The 16,529-nt window shown below is 71.0% G+C and carries 17 protein-coding genes; 6 read left to right on the plus strand and 11 right to left on the minus strand.

Annotated elements, in window-relative coordinates; translation table 11 throughout:
- Nucleotides 1-68 precede the first annotated feature (68 nt).
- The 5 genes from PV682_RS18595 to PV682_RS18615 all read right to left on the minus strand — a co-directional run bounded on the left by PV682_RS18595 (nt 69) and on the right by PV682_RS18615 (nt 5,312).
- Nucleotides 69-923, minus strand: a complete 855-nt coding sequence (locus PV682_RS18595; RefSeq protein WP_319731171.1) for an ABC transporter permease — start codon at nt 921-923, stop codon at nt 69-71.
- Nucleotides 920-3,520 (minus strand): CocE/NonD family hydrolase, encoded by a 2,601-nt coding sequence (locus PV682_RS18600; RefSeq protein WP_319731173.1) that lies wholly within the window; start codon nt 3,518-3,520, stop codon nt 920-922. The genes PV682_RS18595 and PV682_RS18600 overlap by 4 nt, the downstream gene beginning before the upstream one ends.
- 197 nt (nt 3,521-3,717) lie before the next feature.
- Nucleotides 3,718-3,882, minus strand: a complete 165-nt coding sequence (locus PV682_RS18605; protein WP_319731175.1) for a hypothetical protein — start codon at nt 3,880-3,882, stop codon at nt 3,718-3,720.
- Between the two features lie 2 nt (nt 3,883-3,884).
- Complete coding sequence (locus tag PV682_RS18610; RefSeq protein ID WP_319731177.1) at nt 3,885-4,628, minus strand: hypothetical protein; 744 nt, start codon at nt 4,626-4,628, stop codon at nt 3,885-3,887.
- 159 nt (nt 4,629-4,787) lie between these two features.
- A complete protein-coding gene (locus PV682_RS18615) occupies nt 4,788-5,312 on the minus strand; it encodes a DUF5753 domain-containing protein (RefSeq protein ID WP_319731179.1) in 525 nt (174 codons plus the stop codon).
- Between the two features lie 33 nt (nt 5,313-5,345).
- Here PV682_RS18615 and PV682_RS18620 point away from each other — a divergent pair, with 33 nt between their 5' ends.
- Entirely contained in the window at nt 5,346-5,654 is a 309-nt protein-coding gene (locus tag PV682_RS18620) for a hypothetical protein (protein WP_319731181.1), read from the plus strand.
- A gap of 36 nt (nt 5,655-5,690) precedes the next feature.
- On the opposite strand, the gene mmsA is transcribed toward PV682_RS18620, so the two are convergent.
- Genes mmsA through iolC form a run of 5 tightly spaced genes read right to left on the minus strand, consistent with a single transcriptional unit; the run spans nt 5,691 to nt 11,891 of the window.
- Nucleotides 5,691-7,193, minus strand: coding sequence for a CoA-acylating methylmalonate-semialdehyde dehydrogenase (mmsA, locus tag PV682_RS18625; RefSeq protein WP_319731184.1), 1,503 nt, complete (start codon nt 7,191-7,193; stop codon nt 5,691-5,693).
- A gap of 22 nt (nt 7,194-7,215) precedes the next feature.
- On the minus strand, nt 7,216-9,084 hold the full coding sequence (iolD, locus tag PV682_RS18630; protein WP_319731186.1) for a 3D-(3,5/4)-trihydroxycyclohexane-1,2-dione acylhydrolase (decyclizing): 1,869 nt from the start codon (nt 9,082-9,084) through the stop codon (nt 7,216-7,218).
- The gene (gene iolB / locus PV682_RS18635; RefSeq protein WP_319731188.1) at nt 9,081-9,893 is read right to left on the minus strand and encodes a 5-deoxy-glucuronate isomerase; all 813 of its coding nucleotides are present in this window, start codon (nt 9,891-9,893) and stop codon (nt 9,081-9,083) included. Before iolB ends, iolD begins: the two co-directional genes overlap by 4 nt.
- Nucleotides 9,894-9,900: 7 nt before the next feature.
- Complete coding sequence (locus PV682_RS18640; RefSeq protein ID WP_319731190.1) at nt 9,901-10,791, minus strand: Cgl0159 family (beta/alpha)8-fold protein; 891 nt, start codon at nt 10,789-10,791, stop codon at nt 9,901-9,903.
- Entirely contained in the window at nt 10,788-11,891 is a 1,104-nt protein-coding gene (iolC, locus tag PV682_RS18645; RefSeq protein ID WP_319731192.1) for a 5-dehydro-2-deoxygluconokinase, read from the minus strand. Before iolC ends, PV682_RS18640 begins: the two co-directional genes overlap by 4 nt.
- 143 nt (nt 11,892-12,034) lie before the next feature.
- On the opposite strand from iolC, the gene PV682_RS18650 reads away from it, so the two are divergent.
- From PV682_RS18650 to PV682_RS18660, 3 genes are all read left to right on the plus strand, one after another.
- A complete protein-coding gene (locus PV682_RS18650; RefSeq protein WP_055720025.1) occupies nt 12,035-12,952 on the plus strand; it encodes a sugar phosphate isomerase/epimerase family protein in 918 nt (305 codons plus the stop codon).
- A gap of 179 nt (nt 12,953-13,131) precedes the next feature.
- Nucleotides 13,132-13,332 carry a helix-turn-helix transcriptional regulator gene (locus PV682_RS18655; RefSeq protein WP_319731196.1) on the plus strand — a complete coding sequence of 67 codons (201 nt, stop codon included), beginning with the start codon at nt 13,132-13,134 and terminating at the stop codon, nt 13,330-13,332.
- A gap of 74 nt (nt 13,333-13,406) precedes the next feature.
- Nucleotides 13,407-14,006: a GNAT family N-acetyltransferase gene (locus PV682_RS18660; RefSeq protein ID WP_319731198.1), complete on the plus strand. Its 600-nt coding sequence runs from the start codon at nt 13,407-13,409 to the stop codon at nt 14,004-14,006.
- On the opposite strand, the gene PV682_RS18665 is transcribed toward PV682_RS18660, so the two are convergent.
- The gene (locus PV682_RS18665; protein ID WP_319731200.1) at nt 13,987-15,030 is read right to left on the minus strand and encodes a zinc-dependent alcohol dehydrogenase family protein; all 1,044 of its coding nucleotides are present in this window, start codon (nt 15,028-15,030) and stop codon (nt 13,987-13,989) included. The two genes, PV682_RS18660 and PV682_RS18665, sit on opposite strands and share 20 nt — an antisense overlap.
- Nucleotides 15,031-15,214: 184 nt before the next feature.
- Here PV682_RS18665 and PV682_RS18670 point away from each other — a divergent pair, with 184 nt between their 5' ends.
- Together PV682_RS18670 and PV682_RS18675 are read left to right on the plus strand one after the other, a co-directional pair.
- Nucleotides 15,215-16,165, plus strand: coding sequence for a PrsW family intramembrane metalloprotease (locus PV682_RS18670; protein ID WP_319731202.1), 951 nt, complete (start codon nt 15,215-15,217; stop codon nt 16,163-16,165).
- Nucleotides 16,166-16,246: 81 nt separating this feature from the next.
- Nucleotides 16,247-16,477 (plus strand): heavy-metal-associated domain-containing protein, encoded by a 231-nt coding sequence (locus tag PV682_RS18675; RefSeq protein WP_319731204.1) that lies wholly within the window; start codon nt 16,247-16,249, stop codon nt 16,475-16,477.
- The last annotated feature ends 52 nt before the right edge of the window (nt 16,478-16,529 follow it).

Here is a 16,529-nt window from a genome sequence, read left to right on the forward strand (position 1 = left end):
GCTGGAAGTGAGGGCAACTTACTCGTGCGTAGCCTTCTGAGGCCAGAGGTTGGCCAAGAGGGAGTTGGTCAAGAGACCACGTCCTTCCGGGCGAAACCTCTGAACGCCAGCGCGAAGAGAATCACCGCGTACGTCACCGACACCGACGCGCCCTGCGCCATGCCCGCCCACTCCGGGGTCGGCTGGACCGCGTCCGCCCAGGCGTACTGCCAGTGCGCGGGGAGGAAGTCGCGCCAGTCGCCGAGCGCGGTGACCTGGTCCAGGACGTTGCCGACGATCGTCAGGCCGACCGCGCCGCCGACCGCGCCGAGCGGGGCGTCCGTCCTGGTCGAGAGCCAGAACGCGAGCCCGGCGGTGACCAGTTGGGAGACGAAGATGTACGCGACGACGATCAGCAGCCGCTGCGCCGCCGTGCCCGGCGCGAGCGCGCCGCCCGTCGGGAGGTCCAGCGAGCCCCAGCCGTACGCGGCTGTGCCGACCGCGAGGGCGACCAGCGGGAGCAGGACCATCGCGGCGAGGCTGAGGCCGAGGCCGACGACCAGCTTCGACCACAGGAGCCGGGCCCTGGGGACCGGCGCGGCGAGGAGGTAGCGCAGGGAGGACCAGCCGGCCTCGGAGGCGACCGTGTCCCCGCAGAACAGGGCGACCGGGATGACCAGGAGGAAGCCGGCCGACACGAAGAGGTTCACGGCCGCGAAGTTGGCGCCCGAGGCCGTCGCCGTGTCCATCAGCGTGATCTGGCCGTCGCGGCCGTCCGGTGTGCCGCCGATCATGAACGCGATCCACAGGACGAACGGCAGGGCGGCCAGGATGCCGCCCATGATCAGCGTGCGGCGGCGCTTGAGCTGGCGGGCGAACTCCACCCTCAGCGGCAGGGTCTTGGCCGCCCGGTAGCCGGAGGCCGTCTCGGTGAGCGTGCTCATGCGGTACCTCCGATCAGGGTGAGGAAGGCGTCCTCCAGGCGGCGGTGCGGGCCGACGGACTCCACCGGTACGTCGAGCCGGACCAACTCGGTGATCAGGCGGTTCGCCGTGCCGCCCGGGCCGAGGCGGACCAGGATGCCGCCGTCAGCCCGCGTCGCCGAGACGATGCCGGGCAGGGCCGCGAGCTTCTCGACGATCGGCTCGTCGACCGGTGTCGCCGTGCCGACCAGGAGCGTGTCCCCGGAGCCGACGATCTCGGCGACCCGGCCCGCCTGCACGAGCTGCCCCCGGTCCATGACCACGAGGTGCGTGCAGGACTGCTCGACCTCGGACAGGAGGTGGCTGGAGACGATGACCGTGCGGCCCTGGGCCGCGTACCGGATCATCACCTCGCGCATCTCGCGGATCTGCGGCGGGTCGAGGCCGTTCGTCGGCTCGTCGAGGATCAGCAGGTCCGGCAGGCCCAGCATGGCCTGGGCGATGGCGAGGCGCTGGCGCATGCCCTGCGAGTACGTGCGCACCGCGCGGGCGAGCGCGTCGCCGAGGCCCGCGATCTCCAGGGCCTCCTCCATGTGCGCGTCCTCGGCCGGGCGGCCGGTGGCCTGCCAGTACAGCTCCAGGTTCTCGCGGCCCGACAGGTGCGGGAGGAACCCGGCGCCCTCGACGAACGAGCCGACCCGGGAGAGGACCGGCGCGCCCGGGCGGATCGCGTGCCCGAAGACGCGGATCTCGCCGTCGTCGGGCCTGATGAGGCCCATCAGCATGCGCAGCGTGGTCGTCTTCCCGGCGCCGTTCGGGCCGAGCAGGCCCAGGACCTGGCCCTTCTCCACAGTGAAGCTCAGGTCCTTGACGCTGTAGCGGTCGCCGCCCTTGTACTTCTTCGTCAGGCCGGTGATCTGGAGGGGTACGTCCTGGAGTTCTGCCTCCGGCGCCGGGGTCGCCGTGCGGCGGCGGGCCGTGAGGAGCAGGGCGGCGGCGATGCCCGCGCCCGCGAGGGGGAGCCACCAGACCCAGGCGGGGAGGGTCGACGCCGTGCTGTCGAGGGCCGGGTCCGTCGGGACGGTCAGGTTCTTGTCGGCCAGGGAGACCGTGTACGACGCCGCTGCCGCCGGGGAGGCGTAGCCCAGGTCCGTCGAGGCGAGGACCAGGCGGAGGCTGTGGCCCTGCTCGATCCTGCGGTCGATCGCGGGGAGGGTGATCTTGACGTCCTGGCCGTCCTTCGCGCCGGCCACGCGGATCGGGGTGACCAGTTGGGAGGGGAGGACCTGGGTGCGGCCGTCCGCGCTGACGTCGTACACCTTCGCGAAGAGGACGGCTTCGGCGCTCGTGGACTTGACGTGGACGGTGACTGTCGGGGAGCCGGTGATGCGGAGGTCGTCACGGACCGGTTGGGACGTGAACGCCGCGTACTGGCCCGGGAAATCCAGGGAGAGGCCGACGCCCAGGGAGGAGAGCTGGGCCAGGCCGCCGCTGCCCGCGCCGAGGCCCGGGAGCGCGGAGATCGCGGGCGGGTTGGCGCCGGGCGGGTTCGTGAACGTCTGTTCTTCGCCGGTGAGCTGGATGTTCCTGGTGTCGTTGCCGAGGCCCGGGTACGTATCCGCGCTCGCGCCCCTCAGCTGGGCCGCGCCGTCCGTGGAGTCGATGCCGCCCGTGCGGGTGACGCGGAACGCCGGGCCCGTGTCCGCCGCCTTGTCGTCCTTCAGGTAGCGGTCGAACCAGTTCTTGACGCGGGACTGGACGCGGTCCGACTCCAGGTTGCCGCCGTCGTGGCCGCCCGCGATCCAGTCGACGTCCACGGGGGCGCCGTTCGCCTTGATCGCCTTCTGGGCCTGGTCCGACTGCGCGAGCGTGAACAGGGAGTCCGTCTGGCCCTGGAGCAGGAGCGTGGGGACCTTGATGCGGGTGCCGACGGCCGAGGGCGACCGCTCTTCGAGGAGCTTTCTCGCCTGTGCGTCCGGGACGCCGGATTCCGCGACCCTGTCGTACATCTCGCACAGCGCCGGCTCGAACTTCGCGCAGCCGCCCGCCGTGTTGAAGAAGACGCCGGTCCAGAGTTTCTTGAACACGCCGTCGGGGAACAGGGCGTCGGCGAGGTTCCAGTACGTGATGGAGGGGGCTATCGCGTCGACCCGGCTGTCATGACCGGCGGCCAGCAGGGAGATCGCGCCGCCGTACGAGCCGCCCGCTATGCCCACACGCGGGTCGTTGTTCTTGTCCAGCTCGACCTGCGGCTGTTTCGCGAGCCAGTCGATCAGCTTGGAGACGTCCTTGACCTCGGCGTTCGGGTCGTTCAGCCCGATCTTGCCGGTGGACTTGCCGAAGCCGCGCGCGGACCAGGTGAGGACCGCGTACCCGTCGCGGGCGAGGTCTTCGGCCTGGTCCTTGAGGTCGTCCTTGCTGCCGCCGAAGCCGTGGGCCAGCAGGACGGCGGGGCGCTTCTTGTCACCCTTGGTGATGAAATACGACGTGTCCAGCTTGACGCCGTCCACGTCCATGACGCGGTCCGCCTCTTGCACCGGCGGTTTACTGTCCGACGCCACCGCCGTCCACGTACCGGCACCTGCCAGCACCACCACGGCCGCCGCTCCGGCCAACATCCGCCTCCGCCCGGGCGGCCCCCACCTCATGTGCGGCCCCGGTTCGCGTGCCGTCGCGGCAGTCGATGATCCATGCGTCAACGGTACGGGGTGAGTCTGACAAAGAGCTGTCGACCGTGGGGCGAGGTGGGGGCCCTCCTTGGGGCGTACGGCGAACTCCGGTGTACCGCAGGCGCGGTACACCGGAGGGGGATCACTCAGTCGCGTTCGCGGCGCCGGAGCACCGCCTGCCAGGCGCGGTCCGCGACCGTACCCGTGGCCAGGGCTGCCACCGCCGCGACGTACCAGGGGAGGCCGAAGGCGACGCAGGGCGCGATCGCCGCGGCGAGGGCGATCAGGTTCAGCCACCACGGAGTGCGCATGATCATGAGGGAACCTCTTCGGCAGCGGTCGTCATCGGCAGTTCTTCTTGCTGACCTTGGTCAGTTTGGCCGACCCCCAGAGCTTGATCTGGTAGCAGCCGCCCGCGGCCAGGTTCCAGTTCTTGATCTTCTTGAGCCAGTTGACGAGGTTCTTCCAGGCGTTGAGCCCCGCGGCGCCGCAGACCATCTTGCCGATCCCCGCGAGCTTGGCGGGGCCAGCCGCCCCAGCCGGCCGTGGTCGCGGCCATGCCGTACGCCTTCCATTCCGCGCTCGTGGCGTTGAAGTAGATGCCGAGCCCCAGGGTCAGCTTGGGGTCGACCACCACCGGGAAGGCCGTGGCGGCGTCGAGGTCGACGGTCTGGACGAGCCTGTCGCCCTCGACGCGGTACGACGTGGGCACCGCCTCGCCGTTGGCGTCACGAGCCCACGGTGCGTCGATGAGGCCGTGGACCACCGTGTTCTCGTCCGTGCCGGAGGAGACCAGGACGGTGCCGCCGTCGGAGGGGGTGAGGGGCGCGCCGGTCGGCAGCTTCATCGCGGAGGTGTACTCGTGCGGCGCGGTGGCGTTCTTGATGACCTGGAAGGTGCGGACTCCGCCCTCCAGCGTCGGCTGGGCCACCGTGTCGACAGGGCCGTCAGGGCCGTCAGGGCTGACGTACACGACACTGCCGTTGAGCGCGACACCGCGCGGCTGGGTCGCCGTGGGCAGTCCCATCGTCATGCTGCCGCGCTCGGCGGACCGCACGCTGATGGCGTCCGAGGTGCCCCAGGGGACACCGACCGTGTTGGAGCCGGTGGCGGCGCCGCACGGTACCGCGATCGTCGAAGCTCTCCCCGATGCCGGACGCCTCCTGGTAGACGGTGACGGAGTTGTCGGGGAGCGTGAGCAGGATGAGGGTGCCGTTCATGCCCTCGTACGCGGTGTGTCCACCAGGGCCAGGAGCGCGGCGAGTTGCTCACGCATCACCTCCGGTCCGCCCACCGCGCGCCGGAGCACAGCCTCGTCCAGGACCGCCCAGTACTCGGGGCGGGTGTCGCCGTGCAGGATCTCCTGTCGGCTCAGGCGTTTCGCGATGAAACGGTCGACCTCCTCGGGCGCCGCCGTCGGGTGGTCGCGGAGGAACAACGCCCGCATGTACGCCTCGGTTTGGAGCAGCCCTGGCACGAGGGTCGCGCCGTACGCCTGGATCCTGACCGCCTTCGCCTCCAGCGCAAGGCAGTGGTCGAACCGCTTCAGGGGTCTCTCCCGCAGGATCGCCGCGTACATCCCCTGGAACAGCACCCCGGTCCCGAACGTCGCGTCGAACTTCTCGGAGATCGGCGGCAGCGGCGGACGCGTCCCCATCTCCACGCCGTAGACGTGCGGTTTGCTGTACTTGACGATGGCCGCCAACTGGCCGAAGGACAGACCGCAACCATGGAGGCACAAACAGTCAATCCCCCCATACCCGGAGGCACCCCCATGGACCCCAAACTCCGCCTGCTTCCCTGGACCACCCTCGACGGCCGGCCCTGCTACCTCTCCCCCGACCCCAGCGGCAAGGGGCACGTCACTCGGCTCGCCGATGAGATGGAGGCGATGCGGATGGAGACCGCCGTCGAAGTGCTGGGGCACGCCAAGAGCGTGCTGGACGACCCCAACTCGCCCCTCCTGGAGGTGCGGTTCGCGGGGAAGCGGTTGTCGGAGTGCTTGCGAGTCGCGGGGGCGGCGGCTCGGGGTGGGGGACGACGACTACGAGGGGACGACGACGCCCCGCTCGACCCCAAGTAGGGGGGAGCGGGGCGTCGTTCAGCTACCAGCTACGGCTCAGTGGTTGCGCGGGAAGCCCAAGTCCACGCCCGACGGGCCCTCCGACGGGTCCGGCCAGCGGGTCGTGATGACCTTGCCGCGGGTGTAGAAGTGCGTGCCGTCGTTGCCGTAGATGTGGTGGTCCCCGAAGAGGGAGTCCTTCCAGCCGCCGAAGCTGTGGTAGCCGACCGGCACCGGGATCGGGACGTTCACGCCCACCATCCCTGCCTCGACCTCCAGTTGGAAGCGGCGGGCCGCGCCGCCGTCACGCGTGAAGATCGCGGTGCCGTTGCCGAAGGGGGACGCGTTGATGAGAGCGATGCCCTCGTCGTACGTGTCTACGCGCAGGACCGTCAGGACCGGGCCGAAGATCTCGTCCTGGTACGCCTTCGCCGTCGTCGGGACCTTGTCCAGCAGCGAGATGCCGATCCAGTGGCCGTCCTCGAAGCCCTCGACCGTGAAGTCGCTGCCGTCCAGGACTACTTCGGCGCCCTCGGCAGCCGCACCCTTCACGTACGACGCCACCTTGTCGCGGTGCGCGGCGGTGATGAGGGGGCCCATCTCGGACGTCGGGTCGTTGCCGGGGCCGATCTTGATCTTCTCGGCGCGTTCGCGGATCTTCTCCACGAGCGAGTCACCGATCGAACCGACCGCCACGACAGCGGAGATGGCCATGCAGCGCTCGCCTGCCGAGCCGTACGCCGCAGAGACCGCCGCGTCCGCCGCCGCGTCGAGGTCCGCGTCCGGGAGGACCAGCATGTGGTTCTTCGCGCCGCCAAGTGCCTGGACCCGCTTGCCGTTTGCGGAGGCGGTGGTGTGGATGTAGCGGGCGATCGGGGTCGAGCCGACGAAGGAGACGGCCTTGACGTCCGGGTGCTCCAACAGGCGGTCCACCGCCACCTTGTCGCCGTGTACGACGTTGAAGACGCCGTCCGGGAGGCCCGCTTCGGCCAGCAACTCCGCGATCTTGAGGGACGCCGACGGGTCCTTCTCGGACGGCTTGAGGACGAACGTGTTGCCGGTCGCGATGGCGATGGGGAACATCCACATCGGCACCATGGCCGGGAAGTTGAAGGGGGTGATCCCCGCGACGACGCCCAGCGGCTGGCGGATCGACGCGACGTCGACGCGGCTGGCGACCTGCGTGGACAGCTCGCCCTTCAGCTGGACGTTGATCCCGCACGCGAGGTCGACGATCTCCAGACCCCGGGCGACCTCGCCGAGCGCGTCGGAGTGGACCTTGCCGTGCTCGGCGGTGATGAGTTCGGCGATGGCGTCGCGGTTGGCGTCGAGCAGCGCGCGGAACTTGAAGAGGATCTCGGTGCGCTTGGCGAGGGAGGACTGACCCCAGCTCGTGAACGCGTCCTTGGCGGCGGCGACGGCGGCGTCGACCTCGTCGACCGTCGCGAACGCGACCTTCGTGGTGACCGCGCCGGTCGCCGGGTCCGTGACCGGACCGAACGTGCCCGACGCGCCTTCGACGGTCTTGCCGCCGATCCAGTGGTTGACGATCTTCGTCATGACCAGATGCTCCTTTTGACTGTCAGAGGTGGCGGCGACGGGTGGCGACGTGCCGTTCGTACTGCTCACGGGCCTTGACGGCGGACGGTCGGGTCGCGGTCTCGGCCACGGGAACATCCCACCAGGCTTGCGCCGGGGGCGCTCCCGACACTGTGTCTGCCGTTTCGGTCTCGACGTAGACACAAGTGGGGGTGTCGGCGGCGCGCGCCTCGGCGAGGGCCTCGCGCAGTCCGCCGACGGTCTTGGCGCGCAGGACGCGCATCCCGAGGCTCTCGACGTTCGCGGCGAGGTCGACGGGGAGGGGGGCACCGGAGAAGGTGCCGTCGGACGCGCGGTAGCGGTAGGCGGTGCCGTACCGCTCGCCGCCGGTCTCCTCGGAGAGGCCGCCGATGGACGCGTACCCGTGGTTCTGGATGAGGAGCATCTTGATCGCGATGCCCTCCTGTACGGCGGTGACGATCTCGGTCGGCATCATCAGGTACGTGCCGTCGCCGACCAGCGCCCACACGTTGCGCTCGGGAGCGGCGATCTTGACGCCGATGGCCGCCGGGATCTCGTACCCCATGCAGGAGTACCCGTACTCCAGGTGGTACCCGTCCTTGGAGCGGGCCCGCCACAGCTTGTGCAGGTCGCCGGGGAGGGAGCCGGCCGCGTTGATGACGATGTCCGACTCGTCGGAGAGGGCGTCCAGTACCCCTAGTACCTGAGGCTGAGTGGGACGGACGTCCTGCTCGGGTGCCTCGTACGCCGCGTCGACGCGCTGCTCCCAGCGCTCCTTGTCCTGCGTGTACTCGTCTACGTAGGCGGTACTAACGCGGTAGTCCTCAAGGGCTACGGCCAGCTGAGCCAACGCACTGCGCGCGTCCGCCACCAGCGGGAGGCCGGCGAGCTTGTGGGCGTCGTACCCCGCGATGTTGAGGTTGAGGAAGCGGGCGTCCGCGTCGAAGAGGGTGTTGGAGGCGGTGGTGAAGTCGGTGTAGCGGGTGCCGACGCCGATGATCAGGTCGGCGGTGCGGGCGAGTTCGTCGGCGGTGGCCGTGCCGGTGTGGCCGATCCCGCCTACGTCCTGGGGGTGGTCGTAGGAGAGGGAGCCCTTGCCGGCCTGCGTGGAGGCCACGGGGATACCCGTAGTACTCACGAGGGACGCGAGCGCCTCCTCCGCGCGGCTGTGGTGGACGCCGCCGCCCGCGACGATCAGGGGCCGCCGGGCCGCCTTGACCGCCTCGATCGCCGCCGACAGCTCGACCGGGTCGGCGCCGGGGCGGCGTACCGTCCACACGCGGTCGGCGAAGAACTCGTCCGGCCAGTCGTACGCCTCGGCCTGCACGTCCTGCGGGAGCGCGAGGGTGACCGCGCCGGTCTCCACCGGGTCCGTGAGGACGCGCATCGCCTGGAGGGCGGCCGGGATGAGGGCCTCGGGGCGGGTGACGCGGTCGAAGTACTTCGACACCGGGCGCAGCGCGTCGTTCACCGACACGTCACCCGCGTACAGGACTTCGAGCTGCTGGAGGACCGGGTCGGCGACGCGGGTCGCGAAGATGTCACCCGGGAGGAGGAGGACGGGGAGGTGGTTCACCGTCGCGAGGGCGGCGCCGGTCACGAGGTTCGTGGCGCCGGGGCCGATCGACGTCGTCACCGCGTGGGCGGAGAGCCGGTTCGACTGGCGGGCGTAGCCGACGGCCGCGTGGACCATCGACTGCTCGTTACGACCCTGGAGGTACGGCATCCGGGTGTCGTACTCCAGTAGGGCCTGGCCGAGGCCCGCGACGTTGCCGTGGCCGAAGATGCCCCAGGTCGCGCTGATCAGCCGCTGCCGCTGTCCGTCGCGTTCGGTGTACTGGGCGGCCAGGAAGCGTACGAGCGCCTGGGCCACTGTGAGCCTGGTGGTCATCGGTAACCCTCCGTGTGGTCCGGGTGGAAGCAGATCCGCCATTCGCGGGTTTCCCCCGGTCCGGCCATGACGTTCAGGTAGTACATGTCGTGGCCGGGCTGCGCGATCGACGGGCCGTGCCAGCCGTCGGGTACGAGGACGGCGTCACCCGAGCGGACCTCGGCCAGGACGTCCGCGCCGCCCTCGCGGGAGGGGGACACGCGCTGGTAGCCGATGCCGTGCGGGCCGTCGATCTCGAAGTAGTAGATCTCCTCCAACTCGGCTTCCTCGCCCGGCCGGTGCTCGTCGTGCTTGTGCGGCGGGTACGAGGACCAGTTGCCGCCGGGCGTGATGACCTCGACGGCGATCAGCTTGTCGCAGTCGAAGGCGTCGGCCGAGGCGAAGTTGCGGACGTGGCGCAGGCGGTTGCCGCTGCCGCGTGCTTCGAGGGGGACCTCCGGTGCGGGGCCGTAGCGGGCGGGGAGTCGTCGCTCGCACTTCGCTCCTGCCAGGGCGAAGCGGCCTCCCGCACCGGAGGCGATCGTTGCCTGGGCGTCCCGGGGAACGTACGCGAAGTCGGTTACCCCCGCGAAAACGCTTTCCCTGCCCAGGAGTTGGAACTGTTTTCCCTCTGTTTGCACGGTACATCCGCCTTCGAGGGGGAGCACGATCCACTCCGTGTCCCCGGTGTCGAAGGTGTGCGCGGCGCCTTGGTCCAACTCGACGATACGCAGGGCGCTGTAGCCCCACCCCGCGCTTTTCGGGTCGATGTGGAGCGCGTAATCGCCTTGCGCGGACGCGCCCTTGGGTACGTACAGGTCGTTGCTCATGCGGCCCTCACAGCAGTCCTACGGCGGTGTCCACGGCGGCGGCGACGTCCCCGTCCGCCGGGTACAGCAGCGAGCGGCCGACCACCAGGCCCCGGACGGTGGGGAGTTGGAGCGCGCCGCGCCACTTCTCGTACGCGCCGTCCTGGTCACCGCCGACCTCGCCGCCGAGCAGCACGGCGGGCAGCGTGGACGTCTCCATGACCTCGGCCATGTCGTCGGGGTTCTCGGTGACGGGGAGCTTCAGCCAGGTGTAGGCCGACGTGCCGCCCAGGCCCGAGGCGATGGCGATCGAGCGGGTCACCGCCTCCGCCGACAGGTCGTTCCCGACCTTGCCCTCGGGGGTCCGGCGGCTGATGAACGGCTCGACGAACAGCGGGAGTCGACGGGCCGCCATGTCGTCGATCGCGCGGGCCGTGGTCTCCAGCGTGGTGAGGGAGCCGGGGTCGTCGTAGTCGATGCGCAGGAGGAGTTTCCCGGCGTCGAAGTTCAACCGCTCGATGTCCTCGGCGCGGTGGCCGGTGAAGCGGTCGTCCATCTCGAAGACCGAGCCCTGGAGGCCGCCGCGGTTCATCGAGCCCATGACGACCTTGCCGTCGAGGGCGCCGAGCAGCAGCAGGTCGTCGAGGATGTCGGCGGTCGCGAGGACGCCGTCCACGCCGGGGCGGCTCAGCGCGAGGCACAGCCGTTCGAGGAGGTCGGCGCGGTTCGCCATGGCGAGCTTGTCGCCGCCGACGCCGAGGGCGCCGCGCGCGGGGTGGTCGGCCGCGACGATCATCAGGCGGCCGGTGTCGTTCACGAGGGGGCGGCGGGTGCGGGACGCTGCCGCTTCGGCCACCGCTTGAGGGCGTTCGGTGCGGAGGCGGACGATCTCGCCGATGTCCACGGCTACGGGGCTCATCGGCCGGCTCCGGTCTGGGTGTCGGGGGTGGCACCGGTCGCCCGGGCGGCGTCGGAGGCGGTGCCGGTGGCGGAGGGGGTGCCGGCGTCGGAGGTGGCGGCCGTTTCAGCAACCGTTTGCACAACCGCTCCCGCCGCTCCCGAGAGCTCCGGCGTGACCTCGCCCGCCTCGACGGCCGCCTCGATCTCGGCGGTTGTCGGCATCGCCGAGCTGCACTCCAGGCGCGAGGCGACGATCGCGCCGGCCGCGTTGGCGTGGCGCATGATCTTCTCCAGGTCCCAGCCTTCGAGCAGCCCGTGGCAGAGCGAGCCGCCGAACGCGTCGCCCGCGCCGAGGCCGTTGAGGACGCTCACCGGCAGCGGCGGCACCTCGGCCTCCTCGCCCTTGCTGTTGACCGCGAGGACGCCCTTGGGTCCCTGCTTGACGACGGCGAGTTCGACCCCCGCGTCCAGCAACGCCCGTGCGGCGGCCCGGGGTTCGCGGACGCCGGTCGCGACCTCGACCTCGTCGAGGTTCCCGACGGCGACGGTCGTGTGCTTCAACGCCTCGGTGTAGAACGGCCGCGCGGCCTGCGGGTCGGACCAGAACATGGGGCGCCAGTCGAGGTCGAAGACCGTCGCGGAGGCCTTCGCGCGATGGGCGAGCGCCGCGAGGGTCGCCGTACGGCTGGGCTCCTCGCTGAGTCCCGTGCCGGTGACCCAGAACAGGCGCGCTTCCTGAATGGCCGTCAGGTCCAGTTCGTGGGCGTCGAGTTCGAGGTCCGGGGCCTTGGGGCGGCGGTAGAAGTAGAGGGGGAAGTCGTCCGGCGGGAAGACCTCGCAGAAGGTCACCGGGGTCGGGAGCCCGGCGACCGGGGTGACCCAGCGGTCGTCGACGCCGAAGCGGCGCAGCTCCTCGTGGAGGTAGGTGCCGAACGGGTCGTCGCCGGTGCGGGTGATCACGGCCGTACGCCGGCCCAGGCGGCTCGCGGCGACCGCGACGTTCGTCGCCGAACCGCCCAGGAACTTCCCGAACGAGGTGACCTGTGGGAGTGGGACGCCCGTCTGGAGCGGATAGAGGTCCACTCCGATCCGTCCCATGGTGATCAGGTCGTACGCCATCGGGTTCCCTTCGCGTCGGCTCTCCACGGCAATCGGCTCTGCAACCGTTTTCTAGCCTCGCCCTCCGAGCCCTGTCAATACTTTGTCCAGACATTCGGACCAGGTCTTGACACCTCTCGCGGGGAGACCGCACCCTGACGCCCATGACGACGCTGTCCTCATCCCCCTCACTCTCCCGTATCCGGATCGGTTCGGCCCCCGACAGCTGGGGCGTCTGGTTCCCGGACGACCCCGCCCAGGTGCCCTGGCAGCGGTTCCTCGACGAGGTCTCCGCGTCCGGGTACGAGTGGATCGAGCTGGGCCCGTACGGGTACCTGCCGACCGACCCCGCGGTCCTGACGCGCGAGGTCGCCGAGCGTGGCCTGAAGGTGTCGGCCGGCACGGTCTTCACCGGGCTGCACCACGGCGAGTCCGTCTGGGAGAAGACCTGGGCGCACGTCGCGGACAACGCGGTGCTCGCGCAGGCCATGGGGGCGAAGCACCTCGTCGTCATCCCGTCCTTCTGGCGCGACGACAAGACGGGCGAGGTCCTGGAGTCCGACACGCTGACGCCGGAGCAGTGGCGCAACCTGAACACGCTGACCGAGCGGCTCGGCGAGCGGGTGCGGGACGAGTACGGCCTGAAGATCGTCGTCCACCCGCACGCCGACACGCACATCGACAGCGAGGAGAACGTCGTCCGGTTCCTGGACGGCACGGACTCCTCCCTGGTCTCGCTGTGCCTCGACACCGGGCACTACGCGTACTGCGGCGGCGACAGCGTCAAGCTGATCGAGACGTACGGGGAGCGGATCGGGTACCTGCACCTCAAGCAGGTCGACCCCGAGATCCTCGCCGACGTGCGCGCGAAGGGGACGCCGTTCGGGCCCGCCGTCGCGCAGGGCGTCATGTGCGAGCCGCCGACCGGGGTGCCGGAGCTGGGTCCCGTCCTGGAGGCCGCCGGGAAGCTGGACGTCGACCTGTTCGCGATCGTCGAGCAGGACATGTACCCGTGCGAGCCGGACAAGCCGCTGCCGATCGCCCAGCGGACGCGGGCGTTCCTGCGGTCCTGCGGGGCGTAAGGGTCTTCTGTTCGCTGTGTCCGGAACGCGCTCCCTTCGAGGCGCGCGTTCCGGACATTTTTTGTCAGCCGTGTCACAAACACCACCCCTATGTCACGCATGTCCCGTGTACGCGGGCTTTCGGTCACACGTGATCAACCGCCGCTTCCCCCCGGTCGGGCGGTGTCGTTCAGCAGTTCATGACAGACCGTCAGCTCTGGTCCTACAGGGACATCGCCGCACACATCCGCGTCCAGCCGGACACCGTCCGCTCCTACCGCAAGCACGGGCTCCTGCCGCCCCCGGACCACGTCGAAGCAGGCAAGCCGTTCTGGTACGCCGACACGGTCCGGGCGTGGGCCGCGTCGAGACCCCGGAGCCAGACGCGCCGGGAGGAGTGACCGGCCCCCGGCAGCCCCGGCAGCTCCGGAAAACCGTTCTGTGCCCCGCCTCCGGGTGGGGCACAGTGCCGTCCATGGACTTCTCCGTGAAACCCGTTCTCAGCGGCCCCCTGACCGTGCTGCGCCCCTTCACCGAGGCCGACGCCGAGACCATGGCCCGCCTCATGGAGGACCCGGAGGTCGTCCGGTTCACCGGGGCCTCGCCGAATCCGCTCAGCCCCGAGTTCCTGCGGTCCTGGTACGGCTCGCGCAGCGCGCAGGCCGACCGGCTCGACCTCGCCGTCACCGACCGGGCGAGCGGGGAACTCGTCGGGGAGGTCGTCCTCAACGAGTGGGACCCGGAGGCCCGCAGTTGCACGTTCCGCACGCTCATCGGACCGGGCGGACGGGGCCGGGGACTCGGCACGGAGGCCACGCGGCTGATCGTCGGATACGGGTTCGACCGGCTGCGACTGCATCGGATCGGGCTGGAGGCGTACGCGTTCAACTCTCGCGCCATAAGGGTTTACGAAAAGGTCGGATTCGTGCACGAAGGGGTGCGCAGGGAGATCGAGCTGAAGGACGGGAAGTGGGTCGACGAGGTGGTGATGGCGATCCTGGAGGACGAGTGGGCCGTCCACCGGGGGCACCCCCCGGTCGCCGGAGCCGCCGAGGTCACCGCCACGGCTCGATGACCGTCACGCCCGCGCCCGGCGCCGTCCCCATCGCCTCCAGGGCCCGCGGTACGGCGTCCAGGGCGATCGTCGAGGTGACGAGCCGGTCGGGGCGCAGGGCGCCCGTACGGACCGCCTCCAGCATCTCCGGGTAGGTGTGGGCGGCCATGCCGTGGCTGCCGATCAGGCGCAGCTCCAGGGCGATCGCGCGGGCCATCGGGACGGGGGTCGTGCCGGCGTCGGAGGGCAGGAGGCCGACCTGGAGGTGGCGGCCCCTGCGGCGCAGGGAGTTGACCGAGGCCGCACAGGTCGCCGGGGAGCCGAGGGCGTCCAGGGAGAGGTGGGCGCCGCCGCCGGTCAGCTCACGGACGTACGCGGCCGTGTCGTCGACCGCGCCCGCGTCCACGCACTCGGCCGCGCCGAAGGTCCGCGCGAGGTCCAGCGCGCGCGGGCTGACGTCGACGGCCACCACGCGCGCGCCCGAGGCAGCCGCGATCATCACCGCCGACAGGCCGACGCCCCCGCACCCGTGCACGGCGACCCACTCCCCCGCCGCGACGCGCCCCTGCTGCACGACCGCGCGGAACGCCGTCGCGAACCGGCAGCCCAGGGAGGCCGCCGTGGCGTACGAGAGGTCCTCGGGGACGGCGACGAGGTTGACGTCGGCGTGGTCGAGGGCGACGTACTGCGCGAAGGAGCCCCAGTGCGTGAAGCCGGGCTGCGTCTGGCGCTCGCACACCTGGTGGTCGCCGGCCTGGCAGGCGGGGCAGCTTCCGCAGCCGCACACGAAGGGGACGGTGACACGGTCGCCCGCGCGCCAGCGGGTGACGTACGGGCCGGTCTCCTCGACGACACCGGCGAGTTCGTGCCCGGGCACGTGCGGGAGGGCGATGTCCGGGTCGTGGCCCATCCACCCGTGCCAGTCGCTGCGGCACAGGCCGGTGGCCTCCACCCGGACGACGACGCCGTGCTCCCGCGCGCGCGGGTCGGGCACCTCCCGCACCTCGGCCCGCTCGCCGTACCGCTCGAACACCACTGCCCGCATGTCGCGCTCCCTTCCGGTCCGACGATCATGCAGGAAGCGCGGGTGAGGGGGTAGGGCGGGACGCGCGCCCGCGCGGTTGCCGTCCGGGCGCGGGTAGCCCGTGCGCGCCGCCCGGACTGCGATGCCCGGCGCACCCCCCTAAAGTGCGACGAAAGCCACCCTCCCCGCCTCCCGAGGGGCCTCTGTGACGCACTCCCCGCCGCCCGGTGCGCCCCGCGCGCGTATCCCTGGTCCGCAGCAGCCGCCGCCCACGTACCCGCGGATTCCCGAGGGGCTGTGGAAGCACGCGCTCGCGGGCGGGCTGACGCTGTGGGTGCTGACCGCGCTCACGACGTACGCGACGGGGAACACGACGCTGCTGCCGACGCTGATCCTGCTGGGGAGCTTCCTGGTGCCCGTCACGTTCGTGCTGTGGGCGTACGAGCGGCACGGGCGCGACCTCGGGGTGAGCGTGCTGCTGGGGTGCTTCCTGACCGGGGGGACGCTCGGGGTGCTGGGCGCGTCGGTCATGGAGACGTATCTGCTGCGCCCCTCCGCGTGGATGTTCGTGGGCGTGGGGCTGATCGAGGAGGGCGTGAAGCTCGGGGCGCTGACGCTCGTGGTGCGGCGGCAGGTGCGGCTGCGGGGGATGCGCGCGGGGCTGGTGCTGGGGGCGACCGTCGGGTTCGGCTTCGCGGCCCTGGAGAGCGCCGGGTACGCCTTCGACGCGGCCGTCTCGACCCAGGGGGTGGATCTGAGGGCGCTGGTCGAGACGGAGGTCCTCAGGGGGCTCCTGGCGCCTTTCGGGCACGGGCTGTGGACGGCGATCGCCGGGGGCGTCCTGCTGTCGTACCGGATGCCCAGCGGGCGTTTCCGGGTCACCGGCCCGGTCGTGGGCGCGGTCCTCGGCGTGTCGCTGCTGCACGCGCTGTGGGACTCGACGCACGGGATCGCGGTGTGGCTGGTCACGCGGCTGACGAGCGTGAACCTGGAGCGTGAGCTGTTCGAGGTGGGGTACCTGGCCGACGCGACCCGGCGGCAGGAGCACCTGTTCACGCTGTTCTCGGTCGGCGGGATGGCCTGTGTCGCGCTGTTCGGGCTGTCGTGGGCGCGGTCGCTGGCCCGCCGGGACCCCTCTTGGAGAAATACCCCCTAGGGGTATACAGTCGGAGGAGAAGGAGCACCGTGGGCCCCAACCGGCCCCCGCTCTCCCAACGCCTTCCCGAGGAGTAACGACATGACCGCCCCCACCGACACCGTCGTCGCCGTCTACAAGGTCAGCGGCATGAGCTGCGGCCACTGCGAGGGCTCCGTCTCCGGCGAGATCTCGCAGATCGAGGGCGTCAGCTCGGTCAAGGCCGTCGCCTCCAGCGGCGAGGTCACGGTCGTCTCGGCCGCAGCGCTGGACGAGGAGGCCGTCCGCGCGGCCGTCGACGAGGCCGGCTTCGAGCTGGTCGGCCGGGTCTGAGACCCGCTCCCCCATCCCTCCGACGGGCCGTACGACCGACCCCGGTCAGGTA

It is taken from the genome of Streptomyces niveiscabiei (assembly GCF_033794345.1).
Lineage (GTDB): Bacteria > Actinomycetota > Actinomycetes > Streptomycetales > Streptomycetaceae > Streptomyces > Streptomyces niveiscabiei.